This is a genomic window from Rathayibacter tanaceti (genome assembly GCF_009834165.1).
Taxonomy (GTDB): Bacteria; Actinomycetota; Actinomycetes; order Actinomycetales; family Microbacteriaceae; genus Rathayibacter; species Rathayibacter tanaceti.
On the sequence record NZ_CP047186.1, the window covers coordinates 610,016 to 625,757 of the forward strand.

The following is a 15,742-nucleotide window of genomic DNA, read 5'->3' on the forward strand; positions in this document are numbered from 1 at the left end:
CCGTGACGGCGCCCGGATCGAGGCCGTACCGTGCGGTCGCCTGTCGCCTGCTGCCGCCCGCAGGGCATAGCGGATCGAGGATGTGCGGCGCTCGCCTCACCGGTCGCTCCGCTCGACGGCACGATCTCGGAAGCGCGGGCTCGGGAGCGCCTCGCGATCAGCCACCCGGACCTCAACCTCCTCGTCGCCAACGCCGGCATCCAGCTGCTCGAGAACGTCCGCGACCCCGACGACGTCCGCATCGCCGAGGAGCAGGTGACTACGAACCTGCTCGGCACGATCCGGACGATCTACGCGTTCCTCCCCCAGCTGGTGGCCCAGGAGAACGCCGCGATCCTCAGCACGAGCTCGGCGCTCGCGTTCATCCCGTTCCCGGCGACCCCCACCTACAGCGCGAGCAAGGCCGCCGTGCACTCGTTCCTCGAGGGCCTGCGCGTGCAGCTCGCCAACTCCGGTGTCCAGGTCGTCGAGATCGTCCCGCCTGCCGTCGCGACAACGCTCCTGAGCAACCAGGACAACCCGATGGCGATGCCCGTGAACGACTTCCTCACCGAGCTGGTTGCCCTGCTGCGCGAGCACCCCGAGGTGCAGGAGCTCGTCGTCGAGAACGCGAAGCCGATCCGCGACGCGGTCGCGAGCGGCTCCTACTCGCAGTTCCTGACGATGTTCAGCAGCTTCTGACCGCGGCTCACCTCGCGCGCCTGACGGCACTACTCGCTGAGTCGTCCCCGAAGACCGGCGAGAGACAATTCTCGCGTGGTCGCGTTTCAGCTCGACCTGCGCGGAAGTTGCGTCGGCAACTCTCTGGCGTGAGCAGCGCCTTCCGAGCACGGACCACCTCGACGCGTGCGCGGAGAATTCGATCGGGAGCGCGTCGCCGTCGACGCCCCAGCTCCGTCGCGCACAATTGTCGGCGACGCCCTCGAAGGGCGCGCTCGAGAGTTCATCGCAGAGGAGCACCGTGAGCACCGCACTGATCACCGGGGCGTCGTCGGGCATCGGCGCCGCGTTCGCCGGCGCGTTCGCCCGACGGGGCTGGAGCCTCGTGCTGGTCGCGCGCGACGAAGGGCGACTCGAGGAGGCGGCGCGCACCTTCCGCACGCTCGGCGCCCCGTACGTCGAGGTGCTCGCGGCAGACCTCAGCGATCGCGAGCAGGTCGCCAGGGTGCGCGACAGGGTCGCCGACCCCGCCCGCCCCGTCCGGGTCCTCGTCAACAACGCCGGATTCGGCATCGACGGCAGCTTCTCCGAGCTCGACATCGCAGCGCAGGACGAGGCGCTCGAGGTGATGGTGCGCTCGGTGGCCGTGCTCTCGGGAGCGGCGGCGGAGGCGATGATCGCCCGGGGACGCGGCGCGATCCTCACCGTCTCGAGCGTCGCCGGCTTCGTGCACCTGGGCCCCTACTCCGCCGTGAAGGCGTGGGAGACCGCGTTCGCGCAGTCGCTGGCCGTCGAGCTGCGGGGGACCGGCGTCCGCTCGGCCGCGCTCTGCGCCGGCTGGGTGCGCACCGAGTTCCACGAGCGGGCGGCGATGGACACCTCCTCCATCCCCTCCTTCCTCTGGCTCGACGCGGACGCGGTGGTGGAGGAGTTCCTCCGCGACGTCGCGCGCGGCTCCGTCGTCTCGGTGCCGTCGTGGCGGTTCGGCGTGCCGATGGCCGTGGTGCGCCACCTGCCCGGCCCGCTGGTGCGTCGGCTCTCGGCGGCGGTGTCCGCCCGGCGCTGAGGCTCCGCTCAGGTGCGGCTCAGGCGACCCTTTCCCGGCGTTCCCCCACGCCGCGGTCCGTACACTTGACGCTCGTGGTTGCCGATCAGATCCATCTCGTGCGGCACGGCGAGGTGTTCAACCCCGACCGGGTCCTCTACGGGCGACTCCCGAACTTCCGGCTCTCAGACCTGGGTCACCGCATGGCTCGCTCCGCCGCCGACGACCTGCTCGAGCGCACGCGGCACGTCACCGCGCTGGTCGCGTCGCCGCTCCAGCGGGCTCAGGAGTCGGCGCAGCCGATCTCGCAGGCGTTCGAGCTCGAGATCCGCAGCGACGAACGGGTGATCGAGCCCAGCAACCGCTTCGAGGGAAAGTCGCTCGCCGCCCGCAGCTCCGCCCTGCGGAACCCCAAGTACTGGCCGTCCCTCCGCAACCCCTTCGAGCCCAGCTGGGGCGAGCCCTACCTCTCCATCTCGGCCCGGATGTACGCGGCCATCGAGTCGGCCTGGCAGAGCACCGTCGAGGGTGACGTCGCGATCGTCAGCCACCAGCTCCCCATCTGGACGGTGCACCGCGCCCTCGCCGGCGAGCGGCTGTTCCACGATCCGCGCAAGCGCCGCTGCGCCCTCTCGAGCATCACCACGCTCGAGCGCCGGGGCGACGGCTTCGCCGAGGTCGGTTACTCCGACCCCGCCGCCGGCTTGCAGGGCCTCGCCACCGACGTGGGAGCCGTCTGATGCGCCGGTTCCGCGCCGCGGGCGCGCTCCTCCTGGTCGCCGCACTCGCCCTCGCGGGCTGCACGCAGGATCCGCTCGCCGACCAGTACCGCAGCGGCAGCAACAAGGGCTACATCTCGGGCGACGGGACCGTGACCGAGATCGCGAGCGCCGACCGCGACGATCCGATCGTCTTCTCCGGCACCGACGAGACCGGCGCAGCCATCGACTCCGCCGACCTCGCCGGACAGGTCGTCGTCGTCAACTTCTGGTACGCGAGCTGCGCGCCCTGCCGCGCCGAGGCGGCCGACCTCGAGAAGGTCAACACCGAGTACGCGGACCAGGGCGTCTCCTTCGTCGGCGTCAATGTGCGCGACCAGGCGCCCACCGCGGCGGCCTTCGCCGAGACCTTCGGGATCGGCTACCCCTCGATCGTCGACACGGACTCCTCGGTGCAGCTCGCCTTCACCGGCACGGTTCCGCCGAACGCCGTGCCCACCACGCTCGTGCTCGACAAGCAGGGTCGCGTCGCCTCGCGCATCCTCGGCCAGTTGCAGGAGGCGTCGATCCTGTCGACGCTCGTCGGCGACACGCTCGCGGAGCCGGAGTAGCGGCGTGGGCGACATCGTCGTCAGCGGTCAGCTCCTCCTCGCCGTCCCGATCGCGCTCCTGGCCGGGCTGGTGTCGTTCGCGTCTCCCTGCGTGCTGCCGCTGGTGCCCGGCTACCTCGCCTACGTCGGCGGATTCACCGATGCCGACGAGCGCGCTGCCCGGAGCCGCCGCCGGGTCGTGCTCGGGGTGCTGCTGTTCGTGCTCGGCTTCTCGCTCGTGTTCGTGCTCTACGGAGCGGCCGCCGGCACCGTCGGATTCTGGTTGCGGCAGTACACCGACATCATCACGCGGGTGCTCGGCGTCGTGGTCATCGCGATGGGGCTCGTCTTCATCGGTCAGTTCTCGTTCCTCCAGCGGACCCTGCGTCCGGGGGTCCGTCCCGCGACTGGCCTGATCGGCGCCCCGCTGCTCGGCATCGTCTTCGGAGTCGGCTGGACCCCCTGCCTCGGCCCCACGCTCAGCTCGATCCTCGCGCTGAGCTACGGTGTCGGGTCGCCCTGGCGCGGCGCGCTGCTCGCCCTGGTCTACTGCCTCGGACTCGGCCTGCCGTTCCTGCTCGTCGCCTTCGGCTTCAGCTGGGTCACCAGCACGCTCGCCTTCGTCAAGCGGCACATCCGCATCGTCAACATCGCCGGCGGAGCCGCCCTCGTCCTGATCGGAGTCCTGATGGTCACCGGCGTCTGGAACACCCTCGTCTACGGATCCCTCTCGGCGGTGATCGATGGCTTCCAACCGGCGATCTGAGTCGGACGAGAGCACGCGCCGCCCCGATGAGGCGACGCAGGAGAAGGCCGACGCGTCCTTCCGCCCGGCCGACCACTACGACTCGGACGGCACCGTCACCCAGCCCTCGCTCGGGGTGGCCGGCTGGCTGCGCTGGATGTGGCGCCAGCTCACGAGCATGCGCACGGCGCTGTTCCTGCTGCTGCTGCTGGCCATCGCGGCGGTGCCGGGCTCGCTGGTGCCGCAGCGCTCCTCCGACCCCAACGGCGTCACGCAGTACTTCGTCGACAATCCTGACCTGGCGCCGCTGCTCGACAAGGTCCAGGCGTTCGACACGTACACCTCTGCCTGGTTCTCGAGCATCTACCTGCTGCTGTTCATCTCGCTGATCGGCTGCATCATCCCGCGCACGCGGCACCACTTCCAGGCGATGCGCTCGCGCCCGCCGCGCACCCCCGCGCGACTCCAGCGTCTCGCCGGCTACACGGTCCGCGAGGTCGACGGCGCCTCGGAGGAGGAGGCCGTCGCTTCCGCGCACGCCGTGCTGCGCCGCGCGGGCTACCGCGTCGAGCGCTACGACGACCCCCGCGGACGCTGGTCGAGCGTGTCGGCCGAGCGCGGCTACCTCCGCGAGACGGGCAACCTGGTGTTCCACTCGGCGCTCGTGGGCATCCTCGTCGCGGTCGGAGTCGGCGGAGGCTTCGGCTACAGCGGCCAGCGCGTCCTCGTCGAGGGCACGCAGGGCTTCGCGAACAACCTCGCCGCCTACGACTCGTTCAACCCGGGCCGCTTCTTCGACAGCAGCCAGCTCGACCCCTACCAGCTGACGCTGGACGACCTCGAGGTGACCTACGAGGAGGAGAACCAGGCGGCGCTGGGCCAGCCCGTCGACTTCACGGCGCACGTGAGCACGACCGAGCGCGGCGGCTCCTCCGAGGACCGCACCATCAAGGTCAACGACCCGCTCTCGATCGGCGGCACCAACGTCTACCTGCTCGGCAACGGCTACGCCCCCACGATCACCGTGCGCGATCCCTCCGGAACCGAGATCTTCACCGACTCGATCCCGTTCCTGCCCCAGGACGCCAACCTCACCTCCGTCGGCGTCGTCAAGATCCCGGACGGACTTTCGGAGCAGCTCGGTCTCACCGGCTTCTTCTACCCGACCCAGGACCAGCTGCCCTCCGGGGCCTCGACCTCGATCTTCCCCGACCTTCAGTACCCCGTGCTCTCGCTGAACGTCTTCGCGGGCGACCTCGGACTCGACGGTGGCGTGCCCACCTCCGTCTACGTGCTCAACACCGACTCGCTCACCCGGCTCACCGGCGGCGACACCGGAGTCGCGCCGCTCACCCTCAAGCCGGGTGACACGGCCGAACTGCCCAACGGGCTCGGCAGTGTGACCTTCGACAACGTCGGAGCCGACCAGACCCGCGTCGGAACAGACAGCGTCAAGCGCTTCGCCTCGTTCGACATCCACCACGACGCCACCCAGAGCTGGGTGCTGCTGTTCGCGATCCTCGTGCTGGCAGGCCTGCTCACCTCGCTGTTCGTCCCGCGCCGCCGCGTCTGGATGAAGGCGACGACCCGGGACGACGGCGGTCTGCTGCTCGAGTACGCAGGCCTCGCCCGCGGTGAGGACCCGCAACTGGTGCGCGCCGTCCGCGCGATCGCCGACCGGCACGCGCCGCTCGACCCCTGAGGCGGCCGCTGGGCAGCGCCCGAGTCTGTGCATCCGTGCAGGGGCGCCGGGGCCGAGGGTCGATTACCCTGAGGGGGTGATCGCGACCCTCTCGCAGTACTCGGTGCTGTGCCTCTCCTCCGCCATGGGCATCTACGCGCTGGCCTTCATTTTCTTCGCGGTCGACCTCGCCCGCCGCGCCTCCCTGGCCGACGGCGAGTCGATCGAGGTCGTGCAGGAGGCGGAGCGCGTCGCCTCCGCGGCCGCCGCCGACCGCGCCGCCAGCGGTAAGGCCACCGTCTCCTCCGCCGGATCGGGACGCACCGCCACCCTCTCCCGCCTGGGCACCCGCGTCGAGGACGAGGTCTACCGCGCCCCCGCCCGGTCCACGGCGATGCGCATCGGGTTCTCGCTCACCCTGCTCGGCTTCGTGCTCCACCTCGCCGCGACCGTCCTCCGCGGCGTCGCCGCAGGCCGCGTCCCCTGGGCCAACATGTACGAGTTCTCGATCACCGGGACGCTCATCATCATCGGCGTGTTCCTCGCCGTCCAACTGCGCTGGGACCTCCGCTTCCTCGGCGCGTTCATCACCGGACTCGTCCTCGTGCTGCTCGGCGTCGCGACTGTCAACTACTACGTCGCCGTCGTCCCCCTCCCGCCGGCACTCCAGTCGTACTGGCTCGTGATCCACGTGCTCGTCGCGATCCTCGGCACCGCCTTCTTCGCCCTCGGATTCGCGCTCTCCGTCACCCAGCTCCTCCAGTCACGGAGGGAGACGGCCGGCGACAGCCCCCGCTCCGTCCTGCGATTCCTGCGTACACTCCCGAGCTCGCTGACCCTCGAGAACCTCGCCTACCGCGTCACCATCATCGGATTCATCCTCTGGACCTTCACCCTCATCGCAGGCGCGGTCTGGGCCGAGAAGGCCTGGGGCCGCTACTGGGGCTGGGACACGAAGGAGGTCTGGACCTTCATCATCTGGACCATCTACGCCGGCTACATCCACGCCCGCGCCACCCGCGGCTGGCGCGGTACCCCCTCCGCCTGGCTCGCCATCGTCGGCTTCGCGGCCGTGATGTTCAACTTCGGCGTGGTCAATGTGTTCTTCAAGGGGCTCCACGCCTACTCCGGCCTAGACACCGGCATGTGATCGGCGGGGCCTGGTGGGGCCGCTCGCGGCGTTGTCGGCGACGGACGTAGCGTCGCTACGACCGACGCCTCCGCCTTGCGATCGACCCCACCAGGCCCCGCCGAGCCCGACGGAAGCCGGAGGGGGTGGGCTCCGCTTCGCGGTCGCGGAGACCGAGACAGGGGGTGGGCTCCGCTTCGCGGTTGCGGAGACCGAGACAGGGGTGGTCTCCGCTTCGCGGTCGCGGAAACGGGGGCGGGGGCTTTGCGGTTGAGGGGGCCGGGGACCGCGGGTCGGGCTGCTCGCAGGGGCGGGCGGGGTCAGGGGGTGGTGATGACGTCGATGAGGTGGGGGGGCGAAGGGGGCGGCGAGGGAGAGGACGAGGCGGGTGCGGGCGCCGTCCGGGTGGACGTCGCGGTAGATGCCGCGGAGGTCGGCGACGGTCTGGCCGCGGCCGGGGCCGGCGGTGGTGTCGACCTCGACGTGCACGCGCGGGGCCGAGACGAGGTCGACGGCGCCGACGGCGATCGCGGCGGCCATCGGATCGTGCATCGCGGCAGTGCGCTCGCCGAAGTGGCCGATGGAGAAGTCGAAATAGTGATCGAGCACCTCGCCGACGGTCCGAGCCAGGGGATCCGCCGAGGCGAGCAGCACCGAGCGGTGCTCCTCCGACATCAGGTGGCGCATCGTCACGTCCAGGGGCACCAGCGTGAGATCCCAATCGGCCGCCACGACCTCGGCGGCCGCGGCCGGGTCGTGCCGGATGTTCGCCTCCGCGACGGCGGTGATGTTGCCGGGGACGAGTGCGGCTCCGCCCATCACGGTGACCGAGTGCAGCAGAGACGGCAGCTCGGGGTACCGGCGCAGCGCGAGAGCCAGGTTGGTGAGCGGCCCGATCGCGACCAGGCGCAGCTCGCCACCGTGCTCGCGGGCGAGGCGGAGGAGCAGATCGGCCGGGTCCTCATCGACCGGCTCGGCGCCGGCGGGCAGCGACACGCCTCCGATGCCGTTGTCGCCGTGCACCTGCGGCGACCCGCCCGCGTAGTCCTCCTCGAGGAAGTGGTGCGCGCCCACCGCGACGGGCACGTCCTCGCGCCCGGCGAGAGCGAGCAGGCCGAGGCTGTTGACGGCGGCCTGGCGCGCATCGGTGTTGCCGCTCACCGTGCTGACGCCGACGAGCCGAGCACGAGGCGACCGGAGCAGGTACGCGAGGGCGAGCGAGTCGTCGATCCCGGTGTCGCAGTCGAGGAAGACGGGGACGGTCGATGCGGTCACGGGACTCCGATGCTCGAGGGAGAGGGACGCGTCGGGCACCGGCGGCCGACGCTCCATTCTGCCCGTCGTCGCCGGGAGCGGCGGACGAGAGCGGCGGCGGTCGATCCGTGATCGACTGCCCGAGCCTCAGAGCAGCGCGTACGTCTCGCGGAGGCGGCCCCGCCACCAGGCGAGCCGCTCCGCCGAGACCGCGTGGCGGTCGAGCAGGGTTTCTGACACCTCGATGCGGGTGACAGGGATCGCGCCGTCGACCGGCCGCAGCGGCTGCTCCGTCACGTCGACGGCGAGGAGGGAGGCGGTACCCAGCCCGCAGTCGTAGGGCAGGTCGGGGAGGGCGGCGGCGAGAGCGGCGCCCATCGCGAGTCCGACGGAGCTGTCGAGGGCGCTCGAGACGACGGCCGGCAGGCCCGCCTCGGCGACCAGAGCGAGTGCGCGCCTGACCCCGCCGAGGGGCTGCGCCTTCACGACGAGGAGATCGGCGGCTCCGGCTCGGGCGACGGCGAGCGGATCCGCCGCTCTGCGGACGCTCTCGTCAGCCGCGATCGGGATGCCCATGTACCTCACGCGGTACCGCAGCTCGGTGAGTTCGTCGATGCTCGCGCACGGTTGCTCGAGGTATTCGAGGTCGACGTCGGCCAGGGCGTGCACGGCGTGCTCGGCCTCGTCGAGGTTCCAGCCGCCGTTCGCGTCCACGCGGATCCTGCCCTCCGGCCCGAGCACGCGGCGCACCTCGGCGACCCGCGCAACATCGTCGGCGAGTGTCTGGCCGCGTTCGGCGACCTTCACTTTGGCAGTGCGGCAGCCGTCGTAGTGTGCAAGCACCGCGGCGACCTCGCCGGGGGAGACGGCGGGCACCGTCGCGTTGACCGGGATCCGGTCGCGCAGAGCAGCGGGCTGCTCGGTCCAGCCGTAGTCGAGGGCGGCGCGCAGCCACACGGCCGACTCCTCGGCGCCGTACTCGAGGAAGGGCGAGAACTCGGTCCACCCCTCCGAACCGCGCACCAGCGCGATCTCGCGGTGATCGACGCCCCGGAAGCGGGTGCGGAGCGGCAGGGCGACCACGCGCAGACCCGCGTCGATCTCGCCGAGGGAGGGAAGCGGGGAGGCGGGTACGACATCGTCCATCCGGCCATTGTCCCCTGCGCCCCGGTGCTCGAGCGGATCGGGTCGCGCACTCTGCGGCGCTGGGCGGCGGCATCCCGCCTCTGCTGTGCCGCGGAGGTGTCAGACTGGCGCTGCCATTGGAAACCGGAGGAGTGCGATGAGCCAGGTCCCGATGAGCCCCACGCCGCCGCCCGCCCCGGGACCGACGCAGGGCTCTGTCCCCTCCCGCCGACCGCTCGGAGCGGGCGGCTGGATCGCCGTCGGCACGAGCGTCGCCGTCGGTCTGGCCTACACGGGCGTGCTCGGCACCTTCCTCGCGCTCGGCGTGGGCACGGCGTTCGACGTCGCCTCGGACACGGCCCCGACCAGCGCGCCCGGGGAGCCGTTCGGCGATGCGACGGACGACCCGTTCGGCAGCGGAGACCCGCTGGATCCGCTCTACGACTACCCCGGGTACCAGGACGGGGACGCCGCTCAGATCCTCGGCCAGCCGTCGTCGGAGGACGCGCGACGCGGCACCGAAACGGCCGTCGCCGCGGTGGAGGCATCGGTCCTCGACGGCTGGACATCGGCCGACGACGAGTACTACGAGCGGGCGCAGAACGCGTACGGCGGCCCATCGCTGCTCCACGACTACATCTCGTCGACCGAGTACGCCGCGGCGGACGTCTCGAGCGAGGGCGACAAGCAGGCGGCGGTCGACCGCTTCACCGCGGCGCTGACTCCTCTGGGGTTCGACGAGGTCGACGTGGCGGACACCCCCGAGGAGTGGTCCGAGGTCGGGTACGTCCTCGACGGCGAGCTCGCGGACGACGAGGCTTCGGCGGCGCTCTGGATCGTCACGGCGCGCTCGTCGGCCCGCGAGGTTCCCTCGGTCGAGCTCGGACTCGTCGATCTCGACGCCGACACGAGCGGTCGGGTGGCCGAGATGCTCGAGGGCGTCGGGCTCTCGCCGGAGCCGCAGGGCGCGTTCCTCGCGGGGTACGCGAACGGCCTCCTGGAGGAGGGCGACCGCGGCGAGTTCACCGAGCGCATGGAGGAGTACGGCGGCGTCGTCACGACCTGATCCCTCTGGCGGAGGCAGCCCGGTACAAGCAAGCGCCCCCGCCCGCAAGCCCGAGCCGACCCTCCCCAGGCCGTTTACCGTGAACGCATGGCGGAACCCCGATCGACCAGGCCCCTGCGCGACTACGCCGCGATCGGAGACGGCCGCACCGTCGCCCTGATCGCCAGGGACGGCAGCGTCGACTGGATGCCGGTGCCCGACCTCGGGTCGACGCCCGCGTTCGCCGCGCTGCTCGACGCCGAGTCCGGCGGCTGCGTCGAGCTCGCCCCCGCCGAGCCCGCCGAGGTCTCGCGCGCCTACGTCCGCGACACGAACGTGCTGGAGACGACCTTCACGACCGAGTCCGGGACAGTGCGGGTGACCGACGCGCTCGTCACCGGCATCGCCGGCCGCCTCCCGTGGGCCGAGCTCGCCCGCCGCGTCGACGGCGTCGACGGAGAGGTGCGGATGCGGTGGGCGGTGCGCCCCGGTACCGGCCTCGGCCGCTTCTCGCCGTGGATCCAGAACGCGGACGGCCGCTCGCTCATCCGCGCCGGCGACGTCACCATCGGCGTGACCGGCCAGGAGCACGGCCCGGACTGCGACGACGCCCCCTCGGGTGCGGGGGACGAGCTCACCGGATCCTTCCTGGTGACGTCGGGCGCCGATGCCGTCCGCCACCTCCTGGTCGTCTCGGCCACCCACGACGAACCTCTGCACTTCCCCGTCGCCGCGAACGTCGATCGCGGCATCGACCGCACCGTCCGGAGCTGGCAGGACTGGTCGGAGGAGTTCTCCTACGACGGCCCGTGGTCCGAGGCGGTGCAGCGCAGCGCCCTCGCCCTGAAGCTGCTGATCTACTCGCCCACGGGCGCGATCGCGGCGGCCGCGACCACGTCGCTCCCGGAGTCGCCCAACGGCGGCAAGAACTGGGACTACCGCTTCGCCTGGGTCCGCGACGCCGCCTACACGGTGCACGCGCTGGTGCGCTTCGGCCTCCGCGAGGAGACCCACGCGGCCCTGTCCTGGCTCCTTCGCACGATCAAGGAGCACGGCCCCGACCTCCACATCTTCTACGGGCTCGACGGGTCGATGCCGACCGAGCTCGTCGAGTACGACGTGCCCGGCTACGCGGGGATCGGCCCGGTCGTCTCAGGCAACGGCGCGCAGAGCCAGGTGCAGCTGGGGGTCTTCGGCGATCTCTTCGACATCTGTCGCATCTATGTCGACGAGGGCAACGTCCTCGACATCGAGACCGGCCGCCTCCTCGCCCACGTGGCCGACACCACCTGCGATCTCTGGCGCAACCGCGACGCGGGCATGTGGGAGCTGGAGGAGGAGCAGCACTACACGTCCTCGAAGATGGGCTGCTGGCAGGCGCTCGACGCTGCGGTGCACCTCGCCGAGCTCGGCCAAGTGGCCGGCAGCCCCGACCGCTGGCGCTTCGAGCGCGACCGCATCCGCGAGTGGATCGAGGAGCACTGCTGGTCGGAGGAGCTCGGCTCGTACGTGATGTACCCGGGCAGCGAGGAGCTGGACGCCTCAGTGCTCCTGCACGCGCCGAGCGGGTACGAGCGGGGCGAGCGGATGATCTCGACGATCGACGCCCTTGTCGGTGAACTCGGCCGCGGCCCACTGCTGTTCCGCTACTCCGGGATGGAGGGCGAAGAGCATCCATTCGTCGCCTGCTCGTTCTGGCTCGCAGCCGCGCTCGCCTGCGTCGGCCGGCACGACGAGTCCGTCGAGCTGATGGACGAGCTCGTCGCGACCGTGCCGAACGACGTCGGCATCATGTCCGAAATGATCGCGGTCGACGACCTGGCGTTCTGGGGCAATCTGCCCCAGGGGCTGAGTCACCTCGCTCTGATCACTGCGGCGATCACGATCGAGGAGCTGGCGCCCGAGAAGGCTGGCGGCCGGCGGTGACCCCGGCGAGCGGGTGTAACCCCGTCGGCCCGTTCGGCGCAACCCGTTGAGGGTCCGGGCGCGGGAGCGTAGACCAGAACCACCCCTCCCGCTCGCGCCCGACCCGGACGCCCCACCGCTAGGACATCCCACCGCATGGATTTAGGACTCGCCGGACGCACCGCCCTTGTCACCGGGGCAGACTCGGGCATCGGCTGGAACACCGCGAAACTTCTCCTCGCCGAGGGCGTCACGGTCGTCGTCTCCGACCGCGAGCAGCAGTCGCTCGACGAGGCCGCGGCAAGGCTGGAGGCCCCTCAGGGCCGTCTGCACGCCTTCGCCGCCGATGTCACCAGCGTCGAGCAGCTCGCCGCCCTGCACGCGCGGGTCGCCGAGGCGGTCGGCGAGATCGACATCCTCGTGCAGAGCTCCGGCGTCACCGGCGCTCAGGGGATGTTCCACGAGATCGACGACGAGGGCTGGACCAGCACGCTCGAGGTCGATCTCCTCGGGCCTGTGCGCCTGGTGCGGGAGTTCCTCCCCGACCTCCGCTCGGGAGGCTGGGGCCGCCTCGTGCTCCTCGCCTCGGAGGACGCGGTGCAGCCGTACGACGATGAGCTGCCCTACTGCGCCGCGAAGGCGGGCGTCCTCTCCTTCGCCAAGGGCCTCTCGCGCTCCTACGCGCAGGAGGGCCTCCTGGTGAACACCGTCTCGCCGGCCTTCATCCACACTCCGATGACCGACGCGATGATGCACAAGCGTGCCGACCAGCGGGGCGGCTCGGTCGACGAGGCGATCTCCTCGTTCCTCGACGAGGAGCGTCCGTACCTCGAGCTCAAGCGCCGCGGCGAGCCGGAGGAGGTCGCGGCGGTCATCGCGTTCCTCTGCTCCGACCGAGCCTCGTTCGTGAACGGCTCCAACTACCGCGTCGACTCCGGATCGGTCGCCACGATCTGACCCCGAACCAGGGCGCCGCCCGGGGTGCGCTCCTCGCGCATCCGGGGCGTGCCCAGCCGAAGAAGCCAGACTGGGAGCGGGTATCCGCACCCCGGCACTGCAAGAGAAAGGAACGGTCCATGACCACCACACTCGAACGCCACGTCGAAGCCCCCGCGGGCTCCGGTGCCAAGACCAGCCGCCGCCAGAACGCCGAGAAGGGCTTCAAGGCCTCGAAGGAGCTGCTCGACAGCCTCCAGATCGTCCTCGTCGACCTGATCGAGCTGCACGTCCAGGGCAAGCAGGCCCACTGGAACGTCGTCGGCAAGAACTTCCGCGACCTCCACCTCCAGCTCGACGAGATCATCGAGTCGGCGCGCGAGTTCAGCGACGACGTCGCCGAGCGGATGCGTGCGCTGCACGGCATCCCGGACGGCCGCAGCGACACCGTCGCGGCGACCACGACCCTCCCCGAGTACCCGCACGGTGAGATCGACACGGCCGAGACCGTCGACCTGATCACGATCCGCCTCGAGAACACCGCCGCCACCATGCGCGAGGTCCACGACTCGGTGGACGAGGAAGACCCGACCAGCGCGGATCTCCTGCACGCGATCATCCAGAGCCTCGAGCAGTACGCCTGGATGGTGTCGGCAGAGAACCGCCGCACGTCCACCGCGAAGTAACGCACCGCGCCGAAGAGGGGTCCCGCCGAGGCGGGGTCCCTCTTCTGCGTTCCGGAGCCCCGCCTGATCTGCGCTCGCCTCGGGACTCGGCGGGCATCAGTAGGGTCGAGGGCATGAGCACGCAGGTCTCCGAACTGTTCGACGCGCACCGCTGGGCGCCCGTCGACGGCTTCGACGCACTCGAGGACATCACTTACCATCACGACCGCTCCGGCCGTATCGCGCGCGTCGCGTTCGACCGCCCTGAGGTGCGCAACGCGTTCCGCCCGCGCACGGTCGACGAGCTGTTCCGTGCGCTCGAGGACGCCCGGACGAACCCGCGCATCGGTGTGGTGGTCCTCACCGGCAACGGCCCGAGCCCGAAGGACGGCGGCTGGGCGTTCTGCTCCGGCGGCGACCAGCGGATCCGCGGTCGGGACGGCTACCGCTACTCCGACGGCGAGACGGCCGAGGGGATCGACTCCGCCCGCAACGGCCGTCTGCACATCCTCGAGGTGCAGCGTCTGATCCGCTTCATGCCGAAGGTCGTCATCGCGGCCGTCCCCGGCTGGGCGGCCGGAGGAGGGCACTCGCTGCACGTGGTCTGCGACCTCACGATCGCCTCGGCCGAGCACGGCCGCTTCAAGCAGACGGATGCCGATGTCGGTTCGTTCGACGCGGGCTACGGCTCGGCCTACTTCGCCCGGCAGATCGGCCAGAAGGCCGCCCGCGAGGTGTTCTTCCTCGCCCGCGAGTACTCGGCTCAGCGCGCCTACGAGATGGGAGCCGTGAACGCCGTCGTCCCGCACGCCGAGCTCGAGACGACGGCGGTGGAGTGGGCGGAGACGATCCTCACCAAGTCGCCGACCGCGATCCGGATGCTGAAGTACGCCTTCAACGCGGTGGACGACGGCCTGGTCGGCCAGCAGCTCTTCGCGGGCGAGACCACCCGCCTCGCCTACGGCACCGACGAGGCCGTCGAGGGCCGCGACTCCTTCCTCGAGAAGCGCGAGCCGGACTGGTCGCCCTTCCCGTGGCAGTTCTGAGCGGCGCGGTGCCGAGGTGACCCGCCCGCTCGTCCGCGTCACTCCGGCACCGGAGTCGGTGCTCGTCGCTCTGCGCGCGGCTCTCGACGGCAGCGGACCTGCGATCCGCGTCTCGGCGCCCGGTGGCGCTCTGGCGACGGCGGAGGCGGTCGTGCCGCAGCGCGTCGCGGTCGTCGTCGAGACCTCCGGCTCCTCCGGCCCGCCCAAGCGGGTCGCCCTCGCGACCTCAGCCCTGCTCACCAGCGCCTCCGCGACCCTCGCCGAGCTCGGCGGCCCGGGCCACTGGCTGCTCTGCCTGCCGACGCACTACGTGGCCGGCCTCCAGGTGCTGGTGCGCTCGCTCACGGCGGAGTCGGATCCCGTGGTCCTGCCGACCGGCGGCTTCGATCCTGCCGCGTTCCTCGCCCTCGCCCGCACGATGCCCGCGGGGGAGCGGCGCTACTCCTCCCTCGTGCCGGTCCAGCTTGCGCGCCTCCTCGATCGGGCGGAGCAGGATCCCGACGACGCCGAGGCCCTGCGCTCGTTCGACGCGCTTCTGATCGGCGGGCAGTCGACTCCCGCGACTCTGCGCGAGCGTGCTGCCGCACTGGGCGCGCGGATCCGCCTCACCTACGGCTCGAGCGAGACCTCGGGCGGCTGCGTCTACGACGGCGTGCCGTTGCACGACGTCCGGATGCGCGTCGAGGACGGTCAGGTCCTGCTCGGCGGCCCGACCCTCGCCGAGGGCTACCTCGACGCCGACGGCGCCCTCGAGCGCAGCACTGCGGCCTTCGTCGAGCTCGACGGTGAGCGCTGGTACCGCACGGGCGACGCCGGCTCTATCGTCGACGGACGCCTCCGGGTGACGGGGCGGCTCGACCGGGTGATCGTCTCGGGCGGCGAGAAGGTGTCGCTCGACGCGCTCGAGAGCGTGCTCCGGGAGGAGGCGGTCCCGGATGCCGTCGTCGTGCGCCGTCAGGACGAACAGTGGGGTGAAGTTCCGGTGGTGGTCACGGTCGAGGAGGCGCTGCCGCTCGCGGTCCTGCGCTCCCTGGTCGCCGCTCGGCTGGGGCGCGCTGCTGCTCCGGCCGCTGTCCTGCGTGTGCCCGCCCTCCCACTGCTCGCGTCGGGCAAACCCGACCGGCGGGCTCTCGAGCGCCTCGCGGCCGGGGCCGGCTGACCCGCCCGTTCGCGCCCGGCCGCTGAGGGGCCACTGGG

General features: G+C 71.4%; 15 protein-coding genes. 13 read left to right on the plus strand and 2 right to left on the minus strand.

Translation table 11 applies throughout. From position 1 onward, the window contains the following. Window positions 1-30: 30 nt before the first annotated feature. The 7 genes from GSU10_RS02855 (at window position 31) to ccsB (ending at window position 6,590) form a co-directional block, all read left to right on the plus strand. Window positions 31-681 (plus strand): SDR family NAD(P)-dependent oxidoreductase, encoded by a 651-nt coding sequence (locus tag GSU10_RS02855; protein ID WP_068211780.1) that lies wholly within the window; start codon window positions 31-33, stop codon window positions 679-681. A gap of 280 nt (window positions 682-961) precedes the next feature. Further along, on the plus strand, window positions 962-1,726 hold the full coding sequence (locus GSU10_RS02860; RefSeq protein WP_132504776.1) for an SDR family NAD(P)-dependent oxidoreductase: 765 nt from the start codon (window positions 962-964) through the stop codon (window positions 1,724-1,726). A gap of 74 nt (window positions 1,727-1,800) precedes the next feature. Next, window positions 1,801-2,445 (plus strand): histidine phosphatase family protein, encoded by a 645-nt coding sequence (locus GSU10_RS02865; RefSeq protein ID WP_068211779.1) that lies wholly within the window; start codon window positions 1,801-1,803, stop codon window positions 2,443-2,445. Then, window positions 2,445-3,035, plus strand: coding sequence for a TlpA family protein disulfide reductase (locus GSU10_RS02870; RefSeq protein ID WP_068211778.1), 591 nt, complete (start codon window positions 2,445-2,447; stop codon window positions 3,033-3,035). Before GSU10_RS02865 ends, GSU10_RS02870 begins: the two co-directional genes overlap by 1 nt. Window positions 3,036-3,039: 4 nt before the next feature. Then, window positions 3,040-3,780 carry a cytochrome c biogenesis CcdA family protein gene (locus GSU10_RS02875; protein WP_068211777.1) on the plus strand — a complete coding sequence of 247 codons (741 nt, stop codon included), beginning with the start codon at window positions 3,040-3,042 and terminating at the stop codon, window positions 3,778-3,780. Next, window positions 3,758-5,461, plus strand: a complete 1,704-nt coding sequence (resB, locus tag GSU10_RS02880; RefSeq protein WP_082845182.1) for a cytochrome c biogenesis protein ResB — start codon at window positions 3,758-3,760, stop codon at window positions 5,459-5,461. Before GSU10_RS02875 ends, resB begins: the two co-directional genes overlap by 23 nt. 124 nt (window positions 5,462-5,585) lie before the next feature. After that, window positions 5,586-6,590, plus strand: a complete 1,005-nt coding sequence (ccsB, locus tag GSU10_RS02885; protein WP_068211789.1) for a c-type cytochrome biogenesis protein CcsB — start codon at window positions 5,586-5,588, stop codon at window positions 6,588-6,590. Here the strand turns inward: ccsB and GSU10_RS02890 are convergent. Both GSU10_RS02890 and GSU10_RS02895 read right to left on the minus strand, forming a co-directional pair. Beyond that, on the minus strand, window positions 6,573-7,844 hold the full coding sequence (locus GSU10_RS02890) for a nucleoside hydrolase (RefSeq protein WP_241972901.1): 1,272 nt from the start codon (window positions 7,842-7,844) through the stop codon (window positions 6,573-6,575). The two genes, ccsB and GSU10_RS02890, sit on opposite strands and share 18 nt — an antisense overlap. A gap of 126 nt (window positions 7,845-7,970) precedes the next feature. Continuing rightward, window positions 7,971-8,969 carry an o-succinylbenzoate synthase gene (locus tag GSU10_RS02895; RefSeq protein ID WP_068209912.1) on the minus strand — a complete coding sequence of 333 codons (999 nt, stop codon included), beginning with the start codon at window positions 8,967-8,969 and terminating at the stop codon, window positions 7,971-7,973. A 136-nt stretch (window positions 8,970-9,105) separates the two neighbouring features. Between GSU10_RS02895 and GSU10_RS02900 the strand changes: the two genes are divergently transcribed. From GSU10_RS02900 to GSU10_RS02925, 6 genes are all read left to right on the plus strand, one after another. Next, the gene (locus GSU10_RS02900) at window positions 9,106-10,014 is read left to right on the plus strand and encodes a hypothetical protein (RefSeq protein ID WP_068209914.1); all 909 of its coding nucleotides are present in this window, start codon (window positions 9,106-9,108) and stop codon (window positions 10,012-10,014) included. An 87-nt stretch (window positions 10,015-10,101) separates the two neighbouring features. Further along, window positions 10,102-11,919, plus strand: a complete 1,818-nt coding sequence (locus GSU10_RS02905) for a glycoside hydrolase family 15 protein (RefSeq protein WP_068209917.1) — start codon at window positions 10,102-10,104, stop codon at window positions 11,917-11,919. 135 nt (window positions 11,920-12,054) lie between these two features. Further along, on the plus strand, window positions 12,055-12,855 hold the full coding sequence (locus tag GSU10_RS02910; protein ID WP_068209920.1) for an SDR family NAD(P)-dependent oxidoreductase: 801 nt from the start codon (window positions 12,055-12,057) through the stop codon (window positions 12,853-12,855). A 119-nt stretch (window positions 12,856-12,974) separates the two neighbouring features. After that, window positions 12,975-13,520 carry a Dps family protein gene (locus GSU10_RS02915; protein ID WP_068209922.1) on the plus strand — a complete coding sequence of 182 codons (546 nt, stop codon included), beginning with the start codon at window positions 12,975-12,977 and terminating at the stop codon, window positions 13,518-13,520. A 113-nt stretch (window positions 13,521-13,633) separates the two neighbouring features. Further along, entirely contained in the window at window positions 13,634-14,545 is a 912-nt protein-coding gene (locus GSU10_RS02920; protein WP_068209925.1) for a 1,4-dihydroxy-2-naphthoyl-CoA synthase, read from the plus strand. Window positions 14,546-14,561: 16 nt separating this feature from the next. Continuing rightward, a complete protein-coding gene (locus GSU10_RS02925; protein WP_082845062.1) occupies window positions 14,562-15,704 on the plus strand; it encodes an AMP-binding protein in 1,143 nt (380 codons plus the stop codon). Window positions 15,705-15,742 lie beyond the last annotated feature (38 nt).